Source organism: Psychrobacter sp. Pi2-52, assembly GCF_904846705.1.
Taxonomy (GTDB): domain Bacteria; phylum Pseudomonadota; class Gammaproteobacteria; order Pseudomonadales; family Moraxellaceae; genus Psychrobacter.
Genome location: NZ_CAJHBS010000003.1, coordinates 78833 through 100497, shown reverse-complemented (window position 1 = coordinate 100497; position 21665 = coordinate 78833). Strand labels below are relative to the sequence as shown.

Genomic DNA, 21665 nt, shown 5'->3' with positions numbered 1-21665 from the left:
TGAATTAATTAACGGTGGTATTGAGAGCAACGGCAGCTGACTTCTTAGCTGGTAGTAACTTAATATTCCAACGCAGAGTGCGGTACTCAGAATATGGAATTTTGACCATCTTGCCATCGACTTTACGCATTAGCGGCATATCAGCATAGTTCTTACCATCAGTGCTGGCTTGTGCGCTTGCAGGCATCGCATCACCAGTAAATGTCATATTTGCAGGGATAGGTAGCGTCACCATCAGATCGTTAATGTCTTTATTAATGGTATTGGTATAATTCGCTTTATACTGAATCACAGTACCTGCTGGCGCAGTACGTACTGGTGTATAGACCGTTTTACCTTCCGCATTCTTTATGACTTGATTAGCTGTTAGTTCCATTTTTAGAGCGTCTTCAGCATGCGCTATATTTAGTAAAGAGCTAGACGCTATAGTTGCCAATAGAACATTGCGTAGAATCTTGAAACGTTTCATATAAAATCCTTTCTTATACCGTTGCTATCATTGGGATGTTAATGCTTTGGGCTATAGTGAAGCTGTCTATAATTTGATATCAGGATCGTCTGTAAAAAGCACACATATTCCCTTTAGGCTATTGTCACGTAACCAATACAAATATTCATTATAAAGACGACAAATGGTAATTCGAGGTAGCTAAACGGTAAAAGGCCCTGTCTGGGTAGACAGGGCTTTTTTGTATTAGAAAAGGAAATAGTAATAGTCTAGAATTGCAATAGATAGTAGCTACTGAGTGTTCACTGTAGTGCCATATTTGGTATTAAAATAAAAGTTGCGGTTTGATGATCTGGCGTTTAGGGTAAAGGGATTGGTTATTACTGTACCGTTATTACCGATGGCCACACTATTAGAAGCATAGTCGGAAGCATTAGATACACCTATTAATACTGAGGTAACTAAAGCATTATTCTCTCCTTTCTTCTGCAATACATCGCGCATCACGAAATTATTAATCGTAAGATTTGCACGATTAGTCGCCGTGATCCTATAGGCAATACATTGACCAGGAGTTAAATCACTGCCGCTGATTCCACTCTCGCTAAAGCCAGATCTAGGATCTGTTTCACCTACACGATTGAGAGCAGGATCAGTATAAAGGATGGTAGAAGGACAGTTATTAACGTATTGAGCTTTTCTAAGGACTAAGGCGGCGTTTTCTGCAATGACACGACCAAAGTTCCTGTTGGGATAGTGGTAGGTGGTGGTTGCAAATGCAGTATTGATATTGTCTGTCGTGGTTCGGATCGGGTAAGAACTGCCTGTTCTACTCTCTATAAGGCATATGCTTCTATTACTACCAAAGGTTGAGAGAGGGACACTAAATTGAAACCAACCGATAGTCGCGCCGCTACTATTAACAGTTTGTGTAGCATAAGTGAGAGGGTTGTTACTATCGCAACTAGCTAGTCTGACAGTACTACCGCTGATCCCCTTCTCTTGGGACTGATTAAAAACACCGTTAAAGTAGTTTGTATTGTCGTAAGCCCCAGAATTAAAGTTGGCAGGATTAGCGCTTGCTTGTACTGCTGTGGCTTGCGCTGCTGTGATACCACCATTATCGTCAAATACCGTACCAGAAAAAATGTACTGAGGAACGTAACAGTAGTTGTCTAAACGGAAATCAATCTCTTGATTAGTCGGTGTTCTAGTTACAAAAACTGGGTTATTTGTGTAACGTATAATAACGTTATTGACAGCTTGGTTAAATTGTATGGAGCCTTGACATCTAAATTCTAGATTTTTGGCAAGACAATTTGTGGCAGTAGCATTATTTAGTCCGTTAGCATTAATTACATTTGAACCTGCTATGGATTGAAAAGTACCATTGATTATCGCTCCGGACTGAGTAGTTCCTGTTATCTGGACAAAATCATCAAAAAGATTGCCGTTAGAGTTTGCATAATCAATATCGAAAGCACTTAATGCTACATTAGTCAAAAAGATAGGTTGAGACGTTATACTGTTTCGGAAGTCTAAAGTAATAGTTGTAAAGTCTAAATTAGAAGGAAAGTTACGATTAACGTTAATAGCGTTAAAAGTAGAGCCATTGGAAGGCGCGCTAATAACACTAAGCCTATCTGCCACTGTACTAGTACTAGATTCTTCAGTACTCATTCTTATTTGTAAAGGAATCTTGCCTCCATCGTTACCAGCTACGTTGACATAAGTACCAAAACTAGCAACCAAATTGTTATAATCACCATTAGTTAAAGCACCTTGGGCAGCATCTGCAACCCCATCACAATTAGCTCCCGGGTTTGCTAAAAATGCAAACGATGAGGTGCTTATCAGTGACAATATGATAAAGCCTATAAAATTCAGTATTTGAGATTGATACTTACTAAAAGAAAAAGCGTTCGTTATATTCGAGGATGTTTTAGCTTTATACATGTCACTATTCCTAAGAATCAAGGTTGCTCAATCGATATGGAACTTAACCATATTTATACAAATATACCAGTATGAGATAATAATAAGCAATTTGTCATAAATCTAGTGCAAAGTTACCAATGGTCGATTTAGTACGACAGAGAGCAGAAACTATTCATTCAGTTTCAAATAGCTCGTTTCTATATGAAGGAATAAGTGATTACTGTTATCATTTTTTAAAAAACTAATCATTATTTATTTAAAAAATACTTGTTATTTCATCATTTCTCTACAGCCATAAACAACTAGCCCGTAAACGCTTATAATGGAATGTCATAGTCAAATAACGATTAAACGAATAGCTATAGCATTATGACGATTTGATAGGTGTGTTAATTTGATGCATTTGTCGGTACAAGTAATACTATTTTTATAATCAAGCTGTATATCATCGCACAAAACAATGGAATGCTTGGACGTAGCAAGGATGTCATAAGTAAGCCAATTTCTCATCATGCATTTTTCAATGAAGCCCTGCCATTAGGTAGGTATGACTGATATAAAAGGATTAACAAGAATGAATTATTATAAGGATGCTGATAGCACCGAAACTCAGGAATGGCTGGCAGCCTTTGAGTCTGTGGTTAAACACGCAGACAAGGACCGTGCTCAGTTCCTCCTAAAAGCCTTATACAATATGGCGGTTCAAGAAGGACTGCCGTTCAACAGACTAGACACCGCGTACGTCAATAGTATCGCTGTTGAAGACGAGCCAATGTACCCAGGCGATCTAGGCATGGAGCGTAAGATTCGTGCTTTGATTCGTTATAACGCACTTGCTATGGTTATGCGCGCCAATAAAAACGACGATGATCTAGGTGGTCACTTAGCGACATTTGCTTCTAGTGCAACGCTTTATGAAACGGGTTTTAACCATTTTTTCCGCGCAGCTAGCGATCACTTCGGTGGTGACATGATTTATTATCAAGGTCACTCAGCGCCAGGTATCTATGCACGCTCTTATTTAGAAGGTCGTTTGACCGAAGATCAGCTTGATAATTTCCGCCGTGAAGTAGGCGGCAAAGGTCTATCAAGCTATCCGCATCCATATCTAATGCCGGATTACTGGCAGTTCCCAACGGTATCGATGGGACTTGGCCCAATCATGTCTATCTATCACGCCCATGTACATCGCTATATGGAAAATCGTGGCTTACTAGAAAAAGAAGGTCGTAAGATTTGGACATTCTTAGGTGATGGTGAAACTGATGAGCCAGAAAGCTTAGGTGCTATTTCTCTTGCTGGTCGTGAGAAGTTGGACAATCTAATATGGGTAGTTAACTGTAACTTGCAGCGTCTTGATGGTCCAGTCCGTGGTAACGGTAAAATCATTCAGGAGCTAGAGTCAGTATTTCGCGGCGCAGGCTGGCGAGTTATCAAAGTTATTTGGGGTGGAAACTGGGATTCATTACTTGGTAAAGATCATACAGGCGTGCTTAAACAACGTATGGAAGAAGTGGTGGATGGCGAGTATCAGCTATATGAAGCGCGTACGCCTGAATTTACCCGTAAAGAATTCTTTGGTAAATATCCAGAGTTAGAAGAAATGGCAGATGCGTTGACTGACGAAGAAATTTCACGTCTGAACCGCGGTGGCCATGATCCAGTTAAAGTTTATGCTGCCTTTAGCGAAGCTATGAAAACCAAAGGCCAACCAACAGTTATTTTGGTTAAAACCGTTAAAGGTTATGGCTTGTCTGCCCAAACGCAAGCAGTCAACAAATCGCATCAGGTGAAGAAGCTTGATCAAGAAGCGTTGATGTATTTCCGCGATCGTTTTGATTTGCCATTTACTGACGCGCAGCTAGAGACCCTACCATTCTACCGCCCTGAAGAGGGTTCGGCGGAAATGAAGTATCTAAAAGGTCGTCGTGAGTCGTTAGGTGGTCATCTACCAAACCGCCGCAGTGGTCATATTCCACTGAATATCCCTGAATTATCAATGTTTGATCGGGTATTAAAAGGCAGTAATGGTAAAGAGCAGTCTACGACGATGGTATTTGTACGCTTACTATCTGCAATGCTCAAAAACAAAGACATCCAAGATCGCGTCGTACCAATTGTACCTGACGAAGCGCGTACATTTGGCCTAGAAGGTATGTTCCGTCAGTTAGGTATCTACTCGGCTGTTGGTCAAAAATACACGCCAGAAGACAGTGAAGCATTGATGGGCTATAAAGAAGCTATCGATGGTCACATGTTAGAAGAAGGTATCAATGAAGCAGGCGCAATGAGTACTTGGATTGCATTGGCAACCAGTTATTCTGTCAACGCATTACCGATGATTCCGATGTATATCTATTACTCAATGTTTGGTTTCCAACGTGTGGGTGATTTGGCTTGGGCGGCAGGTGATTGTCAAGCACAAGGCTTCTTGTTAGGCGCAACTGCTGGTCGTACAACACTTAATGGCGAAGGCTTACAGCATCAAGATGGTCATTCACAGATTCTATTCAATGTCGTGCCAAACTGCGTCAGCTACGATCCTTGCTTTGGTTATGAGCTAGCTGTGGTCATGCATGACGGTTTACGTCGTATGTATGGTGAAGGCGAGCGCGTCTATTATTACTTGACATTGATGAACGAAAACTACGAACAACCTGCTATGCCAGAAGGTGCAGAGGAAGGTATCAAACGTGGTATGTACTTGCTTGAAGACAATGGTTCAACACAAGTACAGCTATTAGGTTCTGGTGTTATCTTACGCGAAGTACAAAAAGCATCACAGATACTAAAAGACGAGTTCAATATTACGTCTAACGTCTGGAGCGTAACCAGCTTTAATGAGCTGACTCGTGATGGTATGGTTTGTGACGATTACAACCGTCTACATCCAATGGATGAAGAGAAAGTGCCTTGGGTTACTGAACAGTTAGCACCGCACGAAGGTATCGTGGTTGCAGCGACAGATTATATGCGTAACTACTCAGAGCAAATCCGTGCTTGGTTACCAGATAATCGTCCTTACACGACTCTAGGTACCGATGGTTATGGCCGTTCCGATACGCGCGAAAACCTACGTAGTTTCTTCAACGTTGATGCTGCGCATATCGTTGTGGCAACGCTTAAACGTCTAGCCGATGAAGGCGAAGTTGAGATGCGTTTGGTTAAAGACGCGATTTCAAGCTTAGGTATCGATGTGGATCATCCACCTGCATGGCAGCAGCAGTCTTACTATGATCAGTCTCCAGATGCACCAGCACCAGGTAACGTGAATCCAAATCCTGTACCTGAATTTATTGCTGAAGACGATGATGAAATCAGTAATGAAGGTCGTGCTGAAGATCAAGCAGATGCAAATGTACTTGATGATAAAGATGTCAAATAATAATAACCATAAGACGAGGAAATAAATCATGGACATTAAAGCCCCCGATTTAGGTGTGGATAGCGCCGAAGTCAGCGAGATTATGGTAGAAGTTGGTGATGTCATCGCAAAAGACGACAACATCGTATTATTAGAATCTGACAAAGCATCAGTTGAAGTACCAAGCTCTGCTGCTGGTAAAGTGACTAAGATTAGTATTGCTATCGGTGATCAAGTTAGCGAAGGTATGGTACTAATTGAGCTTGAAAGTGCAGATGATAGCGCAGAAAGCAATGATGCTGCTGCTGCTGAAGAGCAAGAAGTGAACAGCACAGACGATGTTAAACCAGGATCAAAACCTGAACCTGCTGCAACTGAATCAACGCAATCAGAGTCTGCTGCCAAGCCAGCCGCTAATGCTGGTAAAGCAACTACTCATGCATTACCTGACTTAGGTGTTGACGAGGCACAAGTTTCTGAAATTATGGTTAGTGTTGGTGATATTGTTAGCGCTGAACAGTCAATTTTGCTAATCGAATCAGATAAAGCTTCGGTTGAAGTACCAGCGCCAGTTGCCGGTAAGATTGAAAAAATCTTGGTCGAAGCAGGTGATATGGTTGCTAATGGTCAGGACTTTATCGTCATCATGGCGAGTGGTACAGATGATGCTATTGATAGTGAATCTGAAGCTCCTAAGCCACAAGAGTCAGCACCAGCCAAAACAGAAGATAAACCAGCTGCTAAAACTACTGGTGAGCCAAAACAGGCGGCCAAACTGACCAATACTGATACAGCTGCTAGCAAAGCAGAGGGTAAATTAACTGAAGCACAGGTCAATGAAAAATTGGTCGATGTGTATGCAGGTCCTGCTGTTCGCAAGCTAGCGCGTCAGTTAGGTGTTGATATCACACAAGTGAATGGTTCAGCTCTAAACGATCGCATTCTAAAAGAAGACTTGTTTGCACATGTTAAGAATAGTCTAACCAAGCAGAAAGCGGCACCTGTGAGCAGTAATGCTGTTAGCTCAGGTCTACCGAAGCTGCCTGACATGAGTAATGCTGAGATCTGGGGTGAGACAGAAACACAAGACCTCAGCCGCTTGCAGAAAGTTTCGATACCACAGCTCAACTACAATACTTTGCTACCGCAAGTAACGCAGTTCGATCTATCTGATATTACTGAAACTGAGAAACTACGTGGTGAGCTAAAAGGTGGCATGAAAGCTGAAGGTGTTGGCTTTACTATCTTGGCATTTGTGGTTAAAGCTACTGCTTACGCGTTGACCCAGCATCCACGATTCAACAGTCATTTGAGCGATGACAATACTCAGGTTATATTGCGTAAAAGTGTCAATATGGGTATTGCTGTGGCAACAGATGATGGTCTTATCGTACCGGTTATCAAAAACGTACAAGATAAAGGTCTGAAGCAAATTGCAATTGAGATCGGCGAGCTTGCTGTAAAAGCTCGTGATAAGAAGCTCAGTACCAAAGATTTGCAAGGGGCAAGCTTTACCATATCTAGCCAAGGTAACTTGGGTGGTACCGCCTTTACGCCGTTAGTTAACTGGCCACAAGTTGGTATTTTAGGTGTTTCTGAAGCAAGTATGCAGCCGCGCTGGGATGCTAAAACACAAAGCTTTGAGCCACGTTTGATGCTGCCACTGTCTTTATCTTATGACCACCGTGTGATTAATGGCGCAGACGCTGCTGTATTCACTCGTTATATAGCAACGCTATTAGCAGATCCGCGTCGTATCTTAATCTAAAGCTAGCTAGCAATTAGAAAAGACTGCCCACGGGTGGTCTTTTTTATGCGCTGTTATCTGGTAGCTAGGGCCAACACTAATATAATCGTAACTAGCAGGCACAAAAAAGCCAGCTATCAAGCTGGCTTTTATTGCACATGATATCTTTACTAAATTAGAACTGTTTAACGAATGCTACACCGTATACCCAAGGGCTAATGTCGATCTCGCCAAGATTTACGTTATCTAGAGTAGCGTCTGTTTTGATGTCCATATAACGGGCATCGATACGGAAAGCTTCGGTAGGAGCAAAAGGGATATCAAGACCAACATGACCAGCCACGCCAACGCTATCGTCAAGGTCCAAGTCACCACCAGTAGAAATTCTTTCTTTGAAAAATGTTGTATAGTTCACACCAACACCAATGAAAGGCTTGATGTTCATTGGCATGTTTTCATAGTCAAAGTGATACTGTACGGAAAGAGTAGGTGGTAAATGCTGGGTTTTACCTGTTAGAACCGTTGTGCCATCGGCAGCATTCAAGTCAAAATCATGATGAAACGGAAGTGCAGCTAGCAATTCAACACCAACGTTGTTAGCGATAAAGTACTCACCACTGATAGTTGGACGTACATCGCCATCAACATCAACAGATAAACCATTATCTAGAGTACCGTTGTCGCTTTTAGGATCAACGTAATGTGCGCCAGCAGCAACAGACCAAGTACCAGCAGGGACTGCAAAAGCAGTTGTCATTGTAAGTGCAGCAGCAGTTGCTAAAACTAGGGATTGTAGTTTCATCATTTCATTCCTTAACGTAATAAAAAATTATCAGCAGTTTTCTAATGAGGGATGGCATTAGCTACTGATACATAATGTTATGATTAAAGTTTAATCTTTAACATTTAATGTCTATTATAATACGAAAATCATTATTATTGGTAAGGTTTTAAATATAAATTAGCAATGTTTCTGCAATAAATTACATTTACGTGTAATTCAATTGTCTACAGTCTATAATTAAACACAACAAAAGCTGCTTTTTAAGTAAGTGTCATTGACGTAAGTCGGTATCTCTTATTTATGATTCAAAAAGAGGTGCAATATATTATGCTTGGCTATTGCAGTAACTCCCCTCTACGCTGTACGAATGCGCGTACGATGAAAATACTGAGTCAGGTAGACTCTTGTTGTCCTGAATGTCACTTGTTTTTGATACCTGCGCAAGATATTAGCCAACAGCTTCGCGCTGACGAACAGTTCTTAAGGTTCTCTATTCTACTAATTGTGTTTATACTGCTGGTATCGGTCTATATTTATTATCTGCATTTTGTATAGCCGATAGTCATGGCTAATAATGGATAGGTCAGTACTGAAATGAAGTGCTTCTGATAAAAGTCACGGATGATTGCTGCAAATATATCCTATGTCCTGTGATGAAAGTTTGGTTTTTATGGTTTGACCGTTGTTTTATTCTACTAATATCAAATCGGTATTTCACCGCATAGGGCTGGCATGTTATTCCAATCTATACGGCGCTTGCGTCATTTTGTTTATGATATTTTACAAAATGAAGAACATGACACGTTATTTAGCCGTTACGTTGATTATTTTCTTATATTTTTGATTATGACTAACGTAGCGGCTGTGATAGCCGAGTCTGTCGATCAGTGGTATTACCCTTATCAAGATTATTTCACCTTATTCGAAAACTTCTCTATTGTTGTCTTTTCTATTGAGTACTTATTGCGTCTATGGAGTGTGGCTGAAGCCAAGCCTGATAACACAACATGGAAACAGCGTTGGAATTGGATTAGAAGCCCATCAGCGTTGATTGATTTAGTAGCGATCGTGCCAGCATTTTTGAATTTCTTTGTCAATATTGACTTGCGTTTCTTACGCATTTTACGCTTGTTTCGAATCCTAAAACTGACTCGTTATTTTGCTTCCATGCGTATTTTGCTAGTCGTGATTAGTAAAGAGAGAGGCTCATTTCAGGCTGTTATCTTTATTCTTATCATTATGATTGTGACCGCCTCTAGCGGTATTTATCTAGTGGAGAATCATGCACAGCCAGACGAGTTTGAGTCCATACCTAAAGCGATGTGGTGGGCTGTAGTGACACTGACAACAGTAGGCTATGGAGATGTCACGCCAATTACTAATGCGGGAAAAATATTGGGTGCTGTCATTACGATATTGGGCGTTGGTCTCGCAGCCCTACCGGCTGGTATTCTAGCGACGGGATTGGCGAATGAGTTGGCCCAGCGCCGTGAAGAGCTTGAACAGCATTTTCGTGAGCAGCTTATTGATAGTGACTTTGATCTGGTACAGAATCAGATGATGATTGATAAAATTCGTCGAGAGCTAGGCTTAGATAAAGAACAGGCACAGAATATTGTTCTACAAGTACTTCGAGAACAAGAGCTTGAACGGCGTGAGAAGGAAGTTGAGACGCGCCAAAAGAACTTCTGTCCGCATTGCGGTGAAGTTTTATAGGCAAGTGTGAAATGATTTAGAACAGATAGGTTTTTAGTAGTTAATTGCAGCTAATGCTTTACTCATAAAAAGAGGTCTTGTGCTATGCGAGCACAAGACCTCTTTTATATTCGATGACCAGTTGCTCTTATATACCCTGAGGAATGGGCAGTGCACGTGCTAACTCATGAGCCACTTCTTGTGCTGCGTCGGCTAGATGTTCTGCAGTGAGTGGTAAGTTTTGCAATGTTAAATGCCAGTCGTCAACAGATCGACGCAAATGCGCTACCCATAACGTGGTGCAGTCGCGTGGGAGCTGCTTAAGGTTGACTTCAAAACGACGGTTTCCTTCATCGTCACTCAGGTGAATTTCGCCTTTTTTCACCCTAGAAAATGAATGTCCATGGTATGAGTTGGCAATTAAACCAATATGAGTAATATGAGCGGGTATTTTCTCAAGCTCCAATCTGATTTGCTCTTGATCAAGCGGGGCCAGATACATGGCTTGTTCACCGCGATCCTTACCATTTAAGCTGTCACCTTGATGCTTGACCGATTCAGCTTTATCTCGCAATTGCTTAAACCAAACGATGTCACTGATGACACAATTGTCATCGTACAACACGCAAGCCAGATCAATATCCATCGCGCTTTGATTTTTTTTGAAGCGCTTAAACATGCCTTTTGGCTCAATTTTGGTAAATTCATAATTGAGTGCAAAGAACAACGTTCCTGCGTCTAGTCCCAGTCCTCGTAAACTATCTGACAACAGTGGTGATGGGGCAGTGGTCGACATAAATTTCCTTTTTTATTCTTAATTTTTAACCGTTATCTAGATTTGGTGTTTGCTTACTTAAGGCGTGCTATGTAATAAGCCTGTCTCATGTCAGTGACGTCATTCATTAGTTGCTGTCGCAGGTTTGTCTAATACCGCTTGATAAAGTAGTTCAGGCTTAGCATCTAATAACCCACTACCAAATCCACGCAGCCACCAGACCAACTGTGAGGTTAAATTAACAGTAGCTTTTACAGTAAGGGTATTATCCTCATTTAGCGTCACGGTTTGATCGTCATTAAGCTTACTTTCGGTCATACTCTTACCAGCTTGCCTAGTGAACCTAAGCTCAACAGCAGTATTTTTGCCACGCTCATCCAATTCGCCAAACAGTGGGTGACTAAAGCCCATGCTACCTTCATCCAAATAGGTGTCGAGTTGAAATTTTTCTGGCGTTTTTGCAGCGGTTTCGAGAATCTCAACACTATCAAACCGATGTAAGGCAAAGGTGCGAATGATGGCTTTTGGATCGTCAGTACGAGTTGCCAGCAGATAGATAATCACGCCACGCTGGATAATTGCGATTGGATTTAGGATATATTCGCTGGCTTGTAATTTGTTGCTACGAGTATAACAAGCATGAATCTGCAGCTGATAAAATAGCGCATGGTAAATATTGTCTTTACTGTCCAAATCGATATCTGGTGCAATAAGCGGCTGCGTGGCAGGCTCGATACGCACTCTGTCTATCCAAGAGTGGGTCACTTTGCTGTTCTTGAGCTGTCGCCGTGCTAAGTCAAACCAAGGAAATAATTCATCTAAGATAACAGGTGGCAGTAACTGGGTCAGATTGGCCTCGACCATATTAAAAGCAACCGCTTGTGATAAGTTCATGTGCGGCAAACTTTGTAATGGTGCGTCTTCTTTCCAGCGCCATCCTTGAGGATTGGCATTGTTTTTTTCGATAGGGAAGCGTTTGGCAAGGGCATTCAAATCGCGTTGGACAGTACGTAGGCTGATATCAAAGCCTGCCATCATCAGCTGCTCATAAATATGCGTGGTACCTACCCAGCGATTGCGCTGCAGTTGTGATAGTACTTGCCATTGCCGAGCAGTCGTTGCCGCACCATGTCGATTGTCACTAATATTGGCGGCATTGGCCTCTTTTGAGGTACCAGTGTCTACAGTTGCAAGCGCACCTGCCGGCTCACTAGGATTGGACTGAGCTTGGATGTTATCAGCATCAGTAGGATGTACAGTCATTAAGAGATACCCTTTATGAAGTTACAAGTCGGTTTCTGGCACGATATTGCTCGATCAGGAACCGTTAATCATCTCAGAAAAGCAGCGTAGCGTCTAGCGACGTTCATGCATGCGTATGTTTATTTAATAGTTGCTATTCGATGGTTGCTGATCGATCTAGCCATAGACATCACAATGAATCTAGTCGAACAGCAATGTGCGTGCGTATCTGTAGTACCGTTTAAATTTTAACTGTCATTCCTGTCGATAGCTGTTGTCTCACTATCATTTAAGGCGTCACCAATAGGCTCAGCATCGCTTTGCTTGTTACTTGTCTCGCTACCTTTCTCATTACTTTTCTCGCCTTTTTGCTTTTCTTTTATTCTATGCTTTTCTTTCTTTTGACGTTTTTCTTTACGCTTTTTCTTCGCTTTCTTTTTGGACTTTTCATCATCGATGTCATCAGTGTTTTCCTGGTTTTCATCCCACAGCATCAGACGGCTTAATACTTTGCCAAATAAAGTATCTTTACGATAACGGCCTTTCTTATTCATGGTGTCGATGGGCAAGCCAGTCATCAGCGTCAGGGCCTCACTTAGAGTATAGACGCCATAGATATGAAATTTGCCTCTATTTACCGCATCGATAATGTCGTCACGTAGCATCAGTTGTTTGACATTAGCCATGGGAATGACGACGCCTTGATCGCCTGTTAGCTCTTGCTCGCGGCAAGCGTCGAAGAAACCTGCGATTTTGGCATTGATGCCACCAACTGCCTGTACTTCGCCTAGCTGGTTCATTGATCCAGTAATCGCGAGAGACTGATTGATAGGCACGTTTGCTAATGCGGATAGCAATGCACAGCCTTCGCTTACAGTAGCACTATCGCCATCGATTTGCGCGTAGCTCTGCTCAAACGCCAGTGAGGCACTAAAATTCAGTGCATGATGTTGACTAAACAGCGCTCGCAAATAGCTGGTCATAATCAGCATGCCTTTGGCGTGTAAACTACCGCCCAAGTCTACATCACGCTCAATATCAAGAATTTCACCTGTGCCAATGTTTGGCTGAATGACCGCAGTAAGCCGTGCTGGCATGCCAAACTCACTATCAGCATAACTGACCACAGTCAATGCATTAACTTGTCCGATAGCATCGCCTTGCGTTTGGATCAACTGCTGGCCGTTTTTCAGCTCATCCCAGTACAGATCGCGTAAATATCCTGAACGCTCATCCATGTCATCGATTGCTTGAGTGACATGATCTGCCGTCACCATAGCCTCATTATTTAATCGAGCGTGACGGTTTGATTCATGCAATAGTTTAATCAATAAGTCACTGTGTAGGCTTAAGCGATCTTGTTCTTCAGCTTGTAAGCTTAGATGTTCAAGTAGCGTGGCCTGTGCACTGCTCTCAAACGGATAAAGGTTGGCATAGTCGATGATATCAGCCATTTTTGCGACCAATGCCAATTCATGTTCAGTGGTACGAGGCACATCGTCATGAAAGTCAGCGCGGACTTTGAATACCGCATCAAATTCAGGCTCAAGCTCTAGCAGCTCATAATATAAATCTGCTTCACCTAACAAGATAACTTTGATATCTAAATCAATAGGCGCTGGTGAGAGAGATAAGCTACCGGTTAGCGTCAGCATTTGCTCTAGACTTGATAGTTTGATTTTTCGTGATTGTAATGCGCGCTTTAAGCCCTGCCATGCATAAGGATGCTCAAGGACGTGGCTGGCTTCTAACAGTAAATAGCCGCCATTAGCGCGATGTAGAGCACCTGCACGAATCATACTCACGTCAGTGGTTACTGTGCCTAATTGGGTGATTTGTTCGACATGCCCCAATAAATTGAGATGGGTTGGCAAATCCTCAAAGACCACGGGTGCGCCACTGTCAGGTGTGTGACTGACAATAACATTTACTGCATAACGACTGGGCGTCGTAGCCAACACTGCCGTCACAAACTCCTCATCATCGCCATTGACGATACGCTCTACGTGAGTGACCATGTCATCAAATACAGTCTTGAGATATTCTACGACAAGTGGATGAGTCGCAAACTGCTCATAAATAGGAGTAAATAATGGCTGTAAAGCACGTTGGGCAATACTACGATGTAATGCCTCTATTTCATCATTGGCTTCGTCTTCTAGTTGCTCTAAGGCGATAGTCAATTGACTCAGGCGCTTTTGCATATGGTTCTTTTGCACGAAGTTATTCAGCTCAGCTTCGTATTCATTATTGCCATATGTAGAGTCTTGGTTTTCTTTACTCTCATTATCTTTATTGCTCAAGATATTAACTTTTTCGCTATCATCGAGCTTTTCTGAATTTTTTTGCTTGTTAGGTGTTTCTACCTGTTTGTTATCACCGCTGTTGCTTTCTGTAGGCAGCTGACTAGGATGAACAAATACGGCTTTATTATCGAACGAGCGAAACGTCAGTGCTAGGTCATATTGTTTGCCTTCAGCATTAAGCGCGTCATAGGCATGACTTTCTTTTTGATGAGTACTATTTTTGATGGCTTCAATTTTGCTCTGGTATTGATCGCTACGAAAGCGTTGGCTTAAACGCTTTTTTGCTTGCTGCCATAAGTTATTAACTTGCTGCTGTAATAGCGAGGCTTGACCAGCTGGTAGACGCAGCGCCAATGGTGTGCGTGGATCGGTGAAATTATGCACATATACCCAATCATCTGGCGTTGGTGCGTCGGCGGCAATACGCGTCAAAAGACGACTAATCACAGTACGTTTGCCCAAACCGTTTTCACCAGCGGCAAACACATGGTAACCACTGGCTTTAATATCCAGCGCTGTATGCAATGCTTTAAGCGCGCGTTGTTGGCCGAAACCAACATCTAAGTCAGGCGCAGTACGTGTATCTGTAGGTAACTCATCAGGGTCGCTATAGCGTTTTAATTGCTCAGCGGAAATGCGACAATTTTGCTGAACTTCTATGAAGATAGGGTTTGGGGTATCAGGTGCTGTTTGCTTAGTATTTTTTGAGTCAGTAGTAGGTACTACCATATTGTTAGCGTCTTTTGATACTTGCGATATAGGGGTGTAGGGTTGTTCTGTCATAGGCGTTTGAAAAATCATCTTAAAAAGTATTAAAGGGATATGAGAAGTGATTGATCTTATCTGTTCATGCGTATTCTGAGTTTTTTATAATCAATCATGACATCTTACAAGATATAGTCACCTATTAGCGAAGTCATTAAGCGCAGTTTTGTATCATATTTAGACAAATGATTGAGTAAAACTGGTAAAAAACAAATGACTTAATCAGCGAATTGGAGGCAATCAAAGCAGAATAACGCCTCATGATAAGCGTAGATAGTATAAGATGTCCCACATTGGCGCAATCTGCAACTATTCAATGGGCAGACTGCATGATAAAATAAACGGTTCACAAGTCAAAACTGGATAACTCGTTGTATGTCAGCTTCCGCTAAAAACTCTTCATCGTCTGCTAGTATGGGTAATATCAATATTGATCCGTCTGGTTTCGTAAAGCTTGGTGCGCAACTGCCAAAGCTGGCTAATACCTTGGCGCAAGCGATAAATGAGCTAGGTCTGCCGTTAAGTGAAACGCAGCAGCGCACGTTATTATTGTACTTAGACCAGCTTTTACTATGGAATAAAGCGTATAATCTGACCGCGATCACTGATCCAGAAGAAGCGCTGATCAAGCATGTGATAGATTGCCTGTCTATTATAACGCATTTACCCACCGGATCGTTGCTAGATATCGGCACGGGAGCAGGGTTGCCGGCAGTTATTATTGCCATTTGTCAGCCTGAGCGCCAGTGTACTGCGCTTGATAGCAATCAGAAGAAAATTCGCTTTATTAAGCAAATCAGCAGCGAGCTCGGCTTGAGTAATATGCAGCCGATCGCATCGCGTATTGAAGCGCATGAAGCAAGTTATGCTGTGGTGACATCACGAGCGTTTGCCAGTTTGATAGATTTTGTAGAAGTAGCGCAGCCAAGATTGGCAGATGGCGGCTTCTTATGTGCTATGAAAGGTAAAGTCCCGAGTGAAGAAGAGCTGCAAGCACTCGATAGTGATTGGCATATCAAAACCATTAAACTGACGGTGCCACGTTTGCACGACAGTCGTCATTTAATTGAAATGTCTGCCAAAGACAGCTAAGGCATAAACACTTCGCAGTCATGAAACAGGTACAGTTTTTTGTGAAACACAGTTTACGTCTGTATCTAAATGACATAGTATTTAAAAGCATTTAAAATGCTCGAACGCAAACTGAGCATTTTAGACCATAAATTGCTTATTTTTAAATACTGAGCGAGTGTCGCTGTACAAGATTGAATAAAAAAATAATTGTACCAACCGAGTCAAAAGTAATAGACCCTAATAAAATTGAGTGAGTGTATGGAAATCATAGCAATTGCGAATCAAAAAGGCGGTGTGGGTAAAACCACAACGGCAGTAAATTTGACCGCCAGCTTGGCTGCTAAACGCAAGCATGTACTGCTGATTGACTTAGACCCACAAGGTAATGCGACCAGTGGTACAGGCGTTGACAAAAACGAGTTGGATCTTACCATAGCGGACGTTTTGCTAGATGGCGTCGCGTTGTCTGAAGCAATTGTTACTAGTCCTGCAGGGTTCGATGTCATCGGTGCCAATCGCGATTTGGCTGGCATGGACATTACCTTAATGAGTAAGACAGATAGTCATGAGCTGTTCAAAACCGCCATGGCTGAATTGGTTAACGATCAGGTATCCACACAAAAACAGCCATACGATTATGTGATTATCGATTGTGCGCCTAGTTTGAATCTACTGACGATTAATGCGTTGGTGGCTACGGACAGTGTGATTATTCCTATGCAGTGTGAGTACTATGCACTAGAAGGATTGGCCGACTTATCGCAAACGATTGAACGCCTTACAGAGTTGAACCCTAAGCTATATATTCGCGGTGTGGTCAGAACGCTATTTGATGCGCGTAATACGCTTGCTCGTGATGTATCTACTGAGCTAGAAGCGCATTTTGGCGATATCATGTACAAGACTCATATTCCAAGAAATATTCGCTTGGCAGAAGCCCCTGCGCACGGCTTACCAGTTATTGCGTATGAGAGATGGTCAAAAGGTGCACGCGCGTATCAAAAGCTTGCCGCTGAAGTGATGAAACAAAGTAGCTAGTTATTATCTAAAGTTCTTACAAAGAATTTTTAGATAAAAAGTGTCACTGATCAGCACAGTGAATGAATAGCATAAATATAGAACACTTAACATTGTATTTAGTAAGCCGCATTAGTAATCGATTGGCTTTTATTTTAGCGTTAGAGGATAGGTAATCATGGCGAAGAAAAGAGGGTTGGCTGCTAATCGGGGCTTAGATGCCTTATTAGGGTCAATCAAAAAAGAAAAGCAAATTACCGCCTCTGCCTTGCAAGACGACATGGTGGCGCGTGAAAATGCTGCGCCAGATATTAATGTGCCTGTAGATACTAATGCGCCTATAGATACTGTATCCACAGATATAGCGCCTGATATCACTCCAACAAAAGCCAGTAAAAAATCATCTGCGAAGACTACTGATAACGATGCTGCTAGTGAGAGTAGTACTCGCGCGCCACGTTCATCTCGTGCTACTAGTAAGGCGTCGATCAACAAATCACGTGGCAATAGTGCAGATACGAGCGCAACCGAAGATCAGATTAGCCTTGTACAAATCGATGTCACACGCTTGCAAGCAGGTAAGTATCAGCCTCGTCGTGATATGAGTGAAACAGCACTTGCAGAGTTGGCATCTTCTATCGAGCAGCATGGCGTGATGCAGCCTATCGTTATCCGCCCACTGTTGGCAAACGAAGATAAAAGTGAAGCATTTGTCACTCACGAAATTATCGCTGGTGAACGCCGCTGGCGCGCAGCAAAAATGGCAGGAAAAGCAGTTATCCCTGCGATTGAGCGCGCTTTATCCGACGAGTTGGCGATTGCCCTAGCATTGATTGAAAACATCCAGCGTGAAGACTTATCAGTGATTGAGCAGGCAGCGGCGTTGCAACGCTTTCATACGGAGTTTGGTATGAGTCATGCCATGATTGCTGAAGTCGTTGGCAAGGCGCGTACGACAGTATCGAATCTACTTCGTTTAAATCAGCTGCATGATACAGTAAAAGACCATTTAGCCAACAGTGCGCTAGATATGGGTCATGCTCGTACACTTTTAGCATTGTCCTCTGAACAGCAACCTATCATCGCGCAAAAGATTATCGATGGCGGTATGACCGTGCGAGAAGCTGAAAAATTGGTCAAGTCAATCTTGCAGCCAGCGCCCAAGATCAACCGTGCTGAACAAGCACAATCTCGTGATGCAGAGCGTTTGACCCAAAGATTGACAGACATGCTTGGTGCTGAAGTCAAACTCAAACATAAAAAAGATGGTCAAGGTAGTGTTGAGATATTTTTCCACAATCAAGATCAATTAGCTGCGTTGATTAAACATATAGAAGCTCAAGCTTAATAACGTTTGCGAGTTAGCCGTATCTATCCAAATGCTAAGTCGCCTCTGAACAACTATTTTTGCAAAAATATGGAAGAGAGTGGGTATGTGGGAGTTGGTAAAAGCAGGTGGCTGGCTAATGACACCTATCGTGGTCTGTTCTATATTGGCTTTGGTTATCATCATTGAACGTAGCCATACGCTACAGTTTAACAAAGTCGCTCCTAGCAGGTTGCGCGAACAACTAATAACTCGTTTACGTGAAAATGGCGATATTGGCCGCACACAATTGATGAATGTAAAAGAAAAGACGGCGCTTGGCGATATCTTGGCAACGGGTTTACTGTACCGTCAGTATGGGCTAGAGTCGATGACGATGCACATGCAAAACCGTGCCAGCGTCCAAGTTCATCAGTTAGAAAAAAACATCAATATGTTAGGAACTATCGGTGCGATAGCTCCGTTGCTTGGCCTATTAGGTACGGTACTAGGAATCATCTCTTCATTCTTAGCGATTACCGATGGCGCCATGCAAGATCCGACGATGCTAGCCGCTGGTGTATCACAGGCACTAATCACTACCGCTGCAGGTATGATCGTTGCTATCCCTGCGTTGGTTGCTTATCGTTATTTTCAGCGCCGTATCATTGATATTAACGCTCAGTTCGAGACTCAAGCAGGGCTTATGATTCAAGAGCTGTATGATTATCATTTGCTTGCTAGTACGCAGGCATCTACATCTTCTAGCCATAAGTCAATAGATGATAGTATTGTGCAAGAACGTTCATTCGGTGCGTTGGATTCGGATAAGACTAGCATAGCGGCAGTGTAGTCAATGCTGTTTTGAAGAATAGAAATCTTAAGCCTATAAATGGTAGCTGAACTAAAGAGATTGATATGCGTTTTAGAAAACCAACGGTTGAACCGCTTGAAATTAATCTGACACCGATGATTGATTGTTTACTGTTTTTGATTGTGTTTTTATTACTGGCTACCTCATTCAATCACTTTAGTCGTTTAAATATTATTCTTCCGGAAGCGGAAGGTGTCGCACTGACAGAACAAAACAACAGTATCGAAGTAGCTGTGCAAGAGGATGGTAGCTATTTGGTCAACGGCATTACACTTGCTAGTAGCAATGAGGCTGAACTGACCAGCATGTTACAGCAAGAGGCGGGCAGCAATCGCGATATGCTATTTGTTATTACAGCGGATGCCAATGCAACTCATCAGTCTGTGGTACGAGTGATGGATATCGCTGGAAAGCTCGGATTTTTGAATTTAAACATCAGTACAGTGGTACCACTTGGTCAAACTCTGCAACAGTGACATATATAGCCTTACTATCATAAAACTGTGTTCCACACGGTCCATTCATATTATATTACCCAAATTGAGGCTTCTATGAGCCATTCTAAAAAAAATAAAGCATTCAATAATGTACAGTCATCTTCACCACCCAAACTTAATACGTTATTACGTCTGCTAAACTACCTAAAGCCTTATTGGTGGGCCTTATTGTTAGTTGTATTAGGGTTTGCAATCAATGCGGCAACAGAGATTTGGATTGCTAAATTATTGCAATACATCACCGATGCGATTAACCAAGATGACCGTAGTAAACAAGCTTTATTTCCACTTTTAATTATTGCCCTATTCTTTGTACGGGGTGTCGGTAGCTTTTTGGGTAATTACTACTCTGCTTGGGTCTCACGTAACTTGGTTTATGAGCTGCGGGTGGAAGTTTTTAATAAGCTTTTACGCTTGCCAAGTTCTTTTTACTTGGCCAACTCTTCTGGGGTTATCTCATCGAAGCTTATCTTTGATGTAGAGCAGGTAACAGCGGCCAGTACCGATTCAATGAAAACCTTAGTGCGTGATGGTTTGACAGTTATAGCGTTAATAGGGTTTTTACTTTATACCAATTGGCGATTGACCTTAATTTTGTTTTTAGTCTTGCCGCCCATTTTATGGTTGGTTAGAGTGGCTTCCAAACGATATATTAAACTTTCCAAAGGTATCCAAGAAACCATGGGTGGTGTTAGTCATATCACGAATGAGGTAGTTGGTGGTTATCAAGTGGTAAAAAACTATGGTGGTCAACCTTATGAAGCACGCCGTTTCGACGAAGTATCGAAAAAGAACTTGCGTCAAGGTATGAAAATCGTGGTTACCAATAGTATTAACACCCCAGCCGTACAGCTATTGATGGCGATGGCCATGTCTGTAGTAGTATGGCTAGCACTACAGCCATCAATAATCGATAATATCACAGCGGGCGAATTCATATCTTATATTGCCGCCGCTGGCTTGCTCAGCAAACCAGTACGCTCGCTCACTGATGTCAACCAAAAGCTACAAAGAGGCATTGCCGCTGGTGAGTCGATTTTTGCGTTAATTGATGAGACTGAAGAAGTTGATACAGGCATACAAAGCCCTTCTTTATCAGGTGAGGTCAATCTGAATAATGTTGGTTTAACCTATCCTGACTCAACCATCGCTTTACGTGATTTTAGTTTGGATATCCGAGCAGGCGAAACAGTAGCGTTGGTCGGACGAAGTGGAGCAGGCAAGTCGTCACTGGTTAATTTATTGACACGTACGCTCACCACGACCTCAGGTCAGATTACACTGGATGGCATACCAATTGAAGACATTAAATTAGAGAGTTTGCGCGCCCAAATCGCTATGGTAAACCAACAAGTTGTACTGTTCAATACCACAGTATTAAACAATATTGCTTATGGAAGTCTGGCTAATAAGACTCAAGCTGAAGTTGAACGAGCAGCGAAAGAAGCTTTTGCTCATGACTTTATTATGAAAATGCCAAACGGTTATCAGAGTGAAATTGGTGCTGAAGGATTACAGTTATCAGGCGGACAGCGTCAGCGTTTATCTATTGCTCGCGCACTACTAAAGGATGCACCGATTCTAATTTTAGATGAAGCCACTAGCGCACTTGATAATGAGTCTGAGTATTACATTCAGCAAGCGCTCGATAATGTGATGAAAGACCGCACCACACTGGTCATTGCCCATCGATTGACGACTATCGAATCAGCGGATCGTATTGCTGTGATGGATGGCGGTCAGATTGTTGAGTTAGGAACACATAATGAGCTAATGCAGCTACAAGGCCACTATGCGCAAATGTATGCTCGAGATTTCGAGTAGCCAGTTTAG

The 21665-nt window shown here is 42.3% G+C and carries 15 protein-coding genes; 9 read left to right on the top strand and 6 right to left on the bottom strand.

The features are described from left to right. Positions 1–4: 4 nt before the first annotated feature. Entirely contained in the window at positions 5–469 is a 465-nt protein-coding gene (locus tag JMY00_RS02760; protein WP_201579048.1) for a hypothetical protein, read from the bottom strand. A gap of 270 nt (positions 470–739) precedes the next feature. After that, positions 740–2404 (bottom strand): hypothetical protein, encoded by a 1665-nt coding sequence (locus tag JMY00_RS02755; protein WP_201579047.1) that lies wholly within the window; start codon positions 2402–2404, stop codon positions 740–742. Between the two features lie 556 nt (positions 2405–2960). Here JMY00_RS02755 and aceE point away from each other — a divergent pair. Beyond that, a complete protein-coding gene (aceE, locus tag JMY00_RS02750) occupies positions 2961–5771 on the top strand; it encodes a pyruvate dehydrogenase (acetyl-transferring), homodimeric type (RefSeq protein WP_201579046.1) in 2811 nt (936 codons plus the stop codon). A 28-nt stretch (positions 5772–5799) separates the two neighbouring features. After that, a complete protein-coding gene (locus JMY00_RS02745) occupies positions 5800–7518 on the top strand; it encodes a 2-oxo acid dehydrogenase subunit E2 (RefSeq protein WP_201579045.1) in 1719 nt (572 codons plus the stop codon). Between the two features lie 154 nt (positions 7519–7672). Here the strand turns inward: JMY00_RS02745 and JMY00_RS02740 are convergent, their stop codons facing one another. Then, the gene (locus tag JMY00_RS02740; RefSeq protein WP_201579044.1) at positions 7673–8299 is read right to left on the bottom strand and encodes an OmpW family outer membrane protein; all 627 of its coding nucleotides are present in this window, start codon (positions 8297–8299) and stop codon (positions 7673–7675) included. Between the two features lie 714 nt (positions 8300–9013). Here JMY00_RS02740 and JMY00_RS02735 point away from each other — a divergent pair. Then, on the top strand, positions 9014–9997 hold the full coding sequence (locus JMY00_RS02735; protein WP_201579043.1) for an ion transporter: 984 nt from the start codon (positions 9014–9016) through the stop codon (positions 9995–9997). A 127-nt stretch (positions 9998–10124) separates the two neighbouring features. Here the strand turns inward: JMY00_RS02735 and JMY00_RS02730 are convergent, their stop codons facing one another. From JMY00_RS02730 to JMY00_RS02720, 3 genes are all read right to left on the bottom strand, one after another. Then, positions 10125–10772, bottom strand: coding sequence for a TerD family protein (locus tag JMY00_RS02730; RefSeq protein ID WP_201579042.1), 648 nt, complete (start codon positions 10770–10772; stop codon positions 10125–10127). A 99-nt stretch (positions 10773–10871) separates the two neighbouring features. Then, a complete protein-coding gene (locus JMY00_RS02725) occupies positions 10872–12014 on the bottom strand; it encodes a WYL domain-containing protein (RefSeq protein WP_201579041.1) in 1143 nt (380 codons plus the stop codon). Between the two features lie 227 nt (positions 12015–12241). Continuing rightward, positions 12242–15082 carry an ATP-binding protein gene (locus tag JMY00_RS02720; protein WP_201579040.1) on the bottom strand — a complete coding sequence of 947 codons (2841 nt, stop codon included), beginning with the start codon at positions 15080–15082 and terminating at the stop codon, positions 12242–12244. A gap of 357 nt (positions 15083–15439) precedes the next feature. On the opposite strand from JMY00_RS02720, the gene rsmG reads away from it, so the two are divergent. The 6 genes from rsmG (at position 15440) to msbA (ending at position 21656) form a co-directional block, all read left to right on the top strand. Continuing rightward, positions 15440–16156 carry a 16S rRNA (guanine(527)-N(7))-methyltransferase RsmG gene (gene rsmG, locus JMY00_RS02715; RefSeq protein WP_201579039.1) on the top strand — a complete coding sequence of 239 codons (717 nt, stop codon included), beginning with the start codon at positions 15440–15442 and terminating at the stop codon, positions 16154–16156. Between the two features lie 240 nt (positions 16157–16396). After that, on the top strand, positions 16397–17176 hold the full coding sequence (locus tag JMY00_RS02710; RefSeq protein WP_102078567.1) for a ParA family protein: 780 nt from the start codon (positions 16397–16399) through the stop codon (positions 17174–17176). Positions 17177–17333: 157 nt separating this feature from the next. Next, complete coding sequence (locus JMY00_RS02705) at positions 17334–18503, top strand: ParB/RepB/Spo0J family partition protein (protein ID WP_201579038.1); 1170 nt, start codon at positions 17334–17336, stop codon at positions 18501–18503. An 85-nt stretch (positions 18504–18588) separates the two neighbouring features. After that, positions 18589–19314 (top strand): MotA/TolQ/ExbB proton channel family protein, encoded by a 726-nt coding sequence (locus JMY00_RS02700; RefSeq protein WP_201556020.1) that lies wholly within the window; start codon positions 18589–18591, stop codon positions 19312–19314. A gap of 65 nt (positions 19315–19379) precedes the next feature. Further along, positions 19380–19811 (top strand): biopolymer transporter ExbD, encoded by a 432-nt coding sequence (locus tag JMY00_RS02695; protein ID WP_201579037.1) that lies wholly within the window; start codon positions 19380–19382, stop codon positions 19809–19811. A 75-nt stretch (positions 19812–19886) separates the two neighbouring features. Beyond that, complete coding sequence (msbA, locus tag JMY00_RS02690; RefSeq protein ID WP_201579036.1) at positions 19887–21656, top strand: lipid A export permease/ATP-binding protein MsbA; 1770 nt, start codon at positions 19887–19889, stop codon at positions 21654–21656. The last annotated feature ends 9 nt before the right edge of the window (positions 21657–21665 follow it).

Bases quoted from the DNA above. Each gene is read 5' to 3' on its own strand.
- JMY00_RS02725 (WP_201579041.1), bottom strand. From the start codon at position 12,014: ATGACTGTACATCCTACTGATGCTGATAACATCCAAGCTCAGTCCAAT.
- JMY00_RS02740 (WP_201579044.1), bottom strand. From the start codon at position 8,299: ATGAAACTACAATCCCTAGTTTTAGCAACTGCTGCTGCACTTACAATG.
- JMY00_RS02755 (WP_201579047.1), bottom strand. From the start codon at position 2,404: ATGTATAAAGCTAAAACATCCTCGAATATAACGAACGCTTTTTCTTTT.
- rsmG (WP_201579039.1), top strand. From the start codon at position 15,440: ATGTCAGCTTCCGCTAAAAACTCTTCATCGTCTGCTAGTATGGGTAAT.
- JMY00_RS02745 (WP_201579045.1), top strand. From the start codon at position 5,800: ATGGACATTAAAGCCCCCGATTTAGGTGTGGATAGCGCCGAAGTCAGC.
- JMY00_RS02695 (WP_201579037.1), top strand. From the start codon at position 19,380: ATGCGTTTTAGAAAACCAACGGTTGAACCGCTTGAAATTAATCTGACA.
- msbA (WP_201579036.1), top strand. From the start codon at position 19,887: ATGAGCCATTCTAAAAAAAATAAAGCATTCAATAATGTACAGTCATCT.
- JMY00_RS02705 (WP_201579038.1), top strand. From the start codon at position 17,334: ATGGCGAAGAAAAGAGGGTTGGCTGCTAATCGGGGCTTAGATGCCTTA.
- aceE (WP_201579046.1), top strand. From the start codon at position 2,961: ATGAATTATTATAAGGATGCTGATAGCACCGAAACTCAGGAATGGCTG.
- JMY00_RS02720 (WP_201579040.1), bottom strand. From the start codon at position 15,082: ATGACAGAACAACCCTACACCCCTATATCGCAAGTATCAAAAGACGCT.
- JMY00_RS02700 (WP_201556020.1), top strand. From the start codon at position 18,589: ATGTGGGAGTTGGTAAAAGCAGGTGGCTGGCTAATGACACCTATCGTG.
- JMY00_RS02730 (WP_201579042.1), bottom strand. From the start codon at position 10,772: ATGTCGACCACTGCCCCATCACCACTGTTGTCAGATAGTTTACGAGGA.
- JMY00_RS02710 (WP_102078567.1), top strand. From the start codon at position 16,397: ATGGAAATCATAGCAATTGCGAATCAAAAAGGCGGTGTGGGTAAAACC.
- JMY00_RS02735 (WP_201579043.1), top strand. From the start codon at position 9,014: ATGTTATTCCAATCTATACGGCGCTTGCGTCATTTTGTTTATGATATT.
- JMY00_RS02760 (WP_201579048.1), bottom strand. From the start codon at position 469: ATGAAACGTTTCAAGATTCTACGCAATGTTCTATTGGCAACTATAGCG.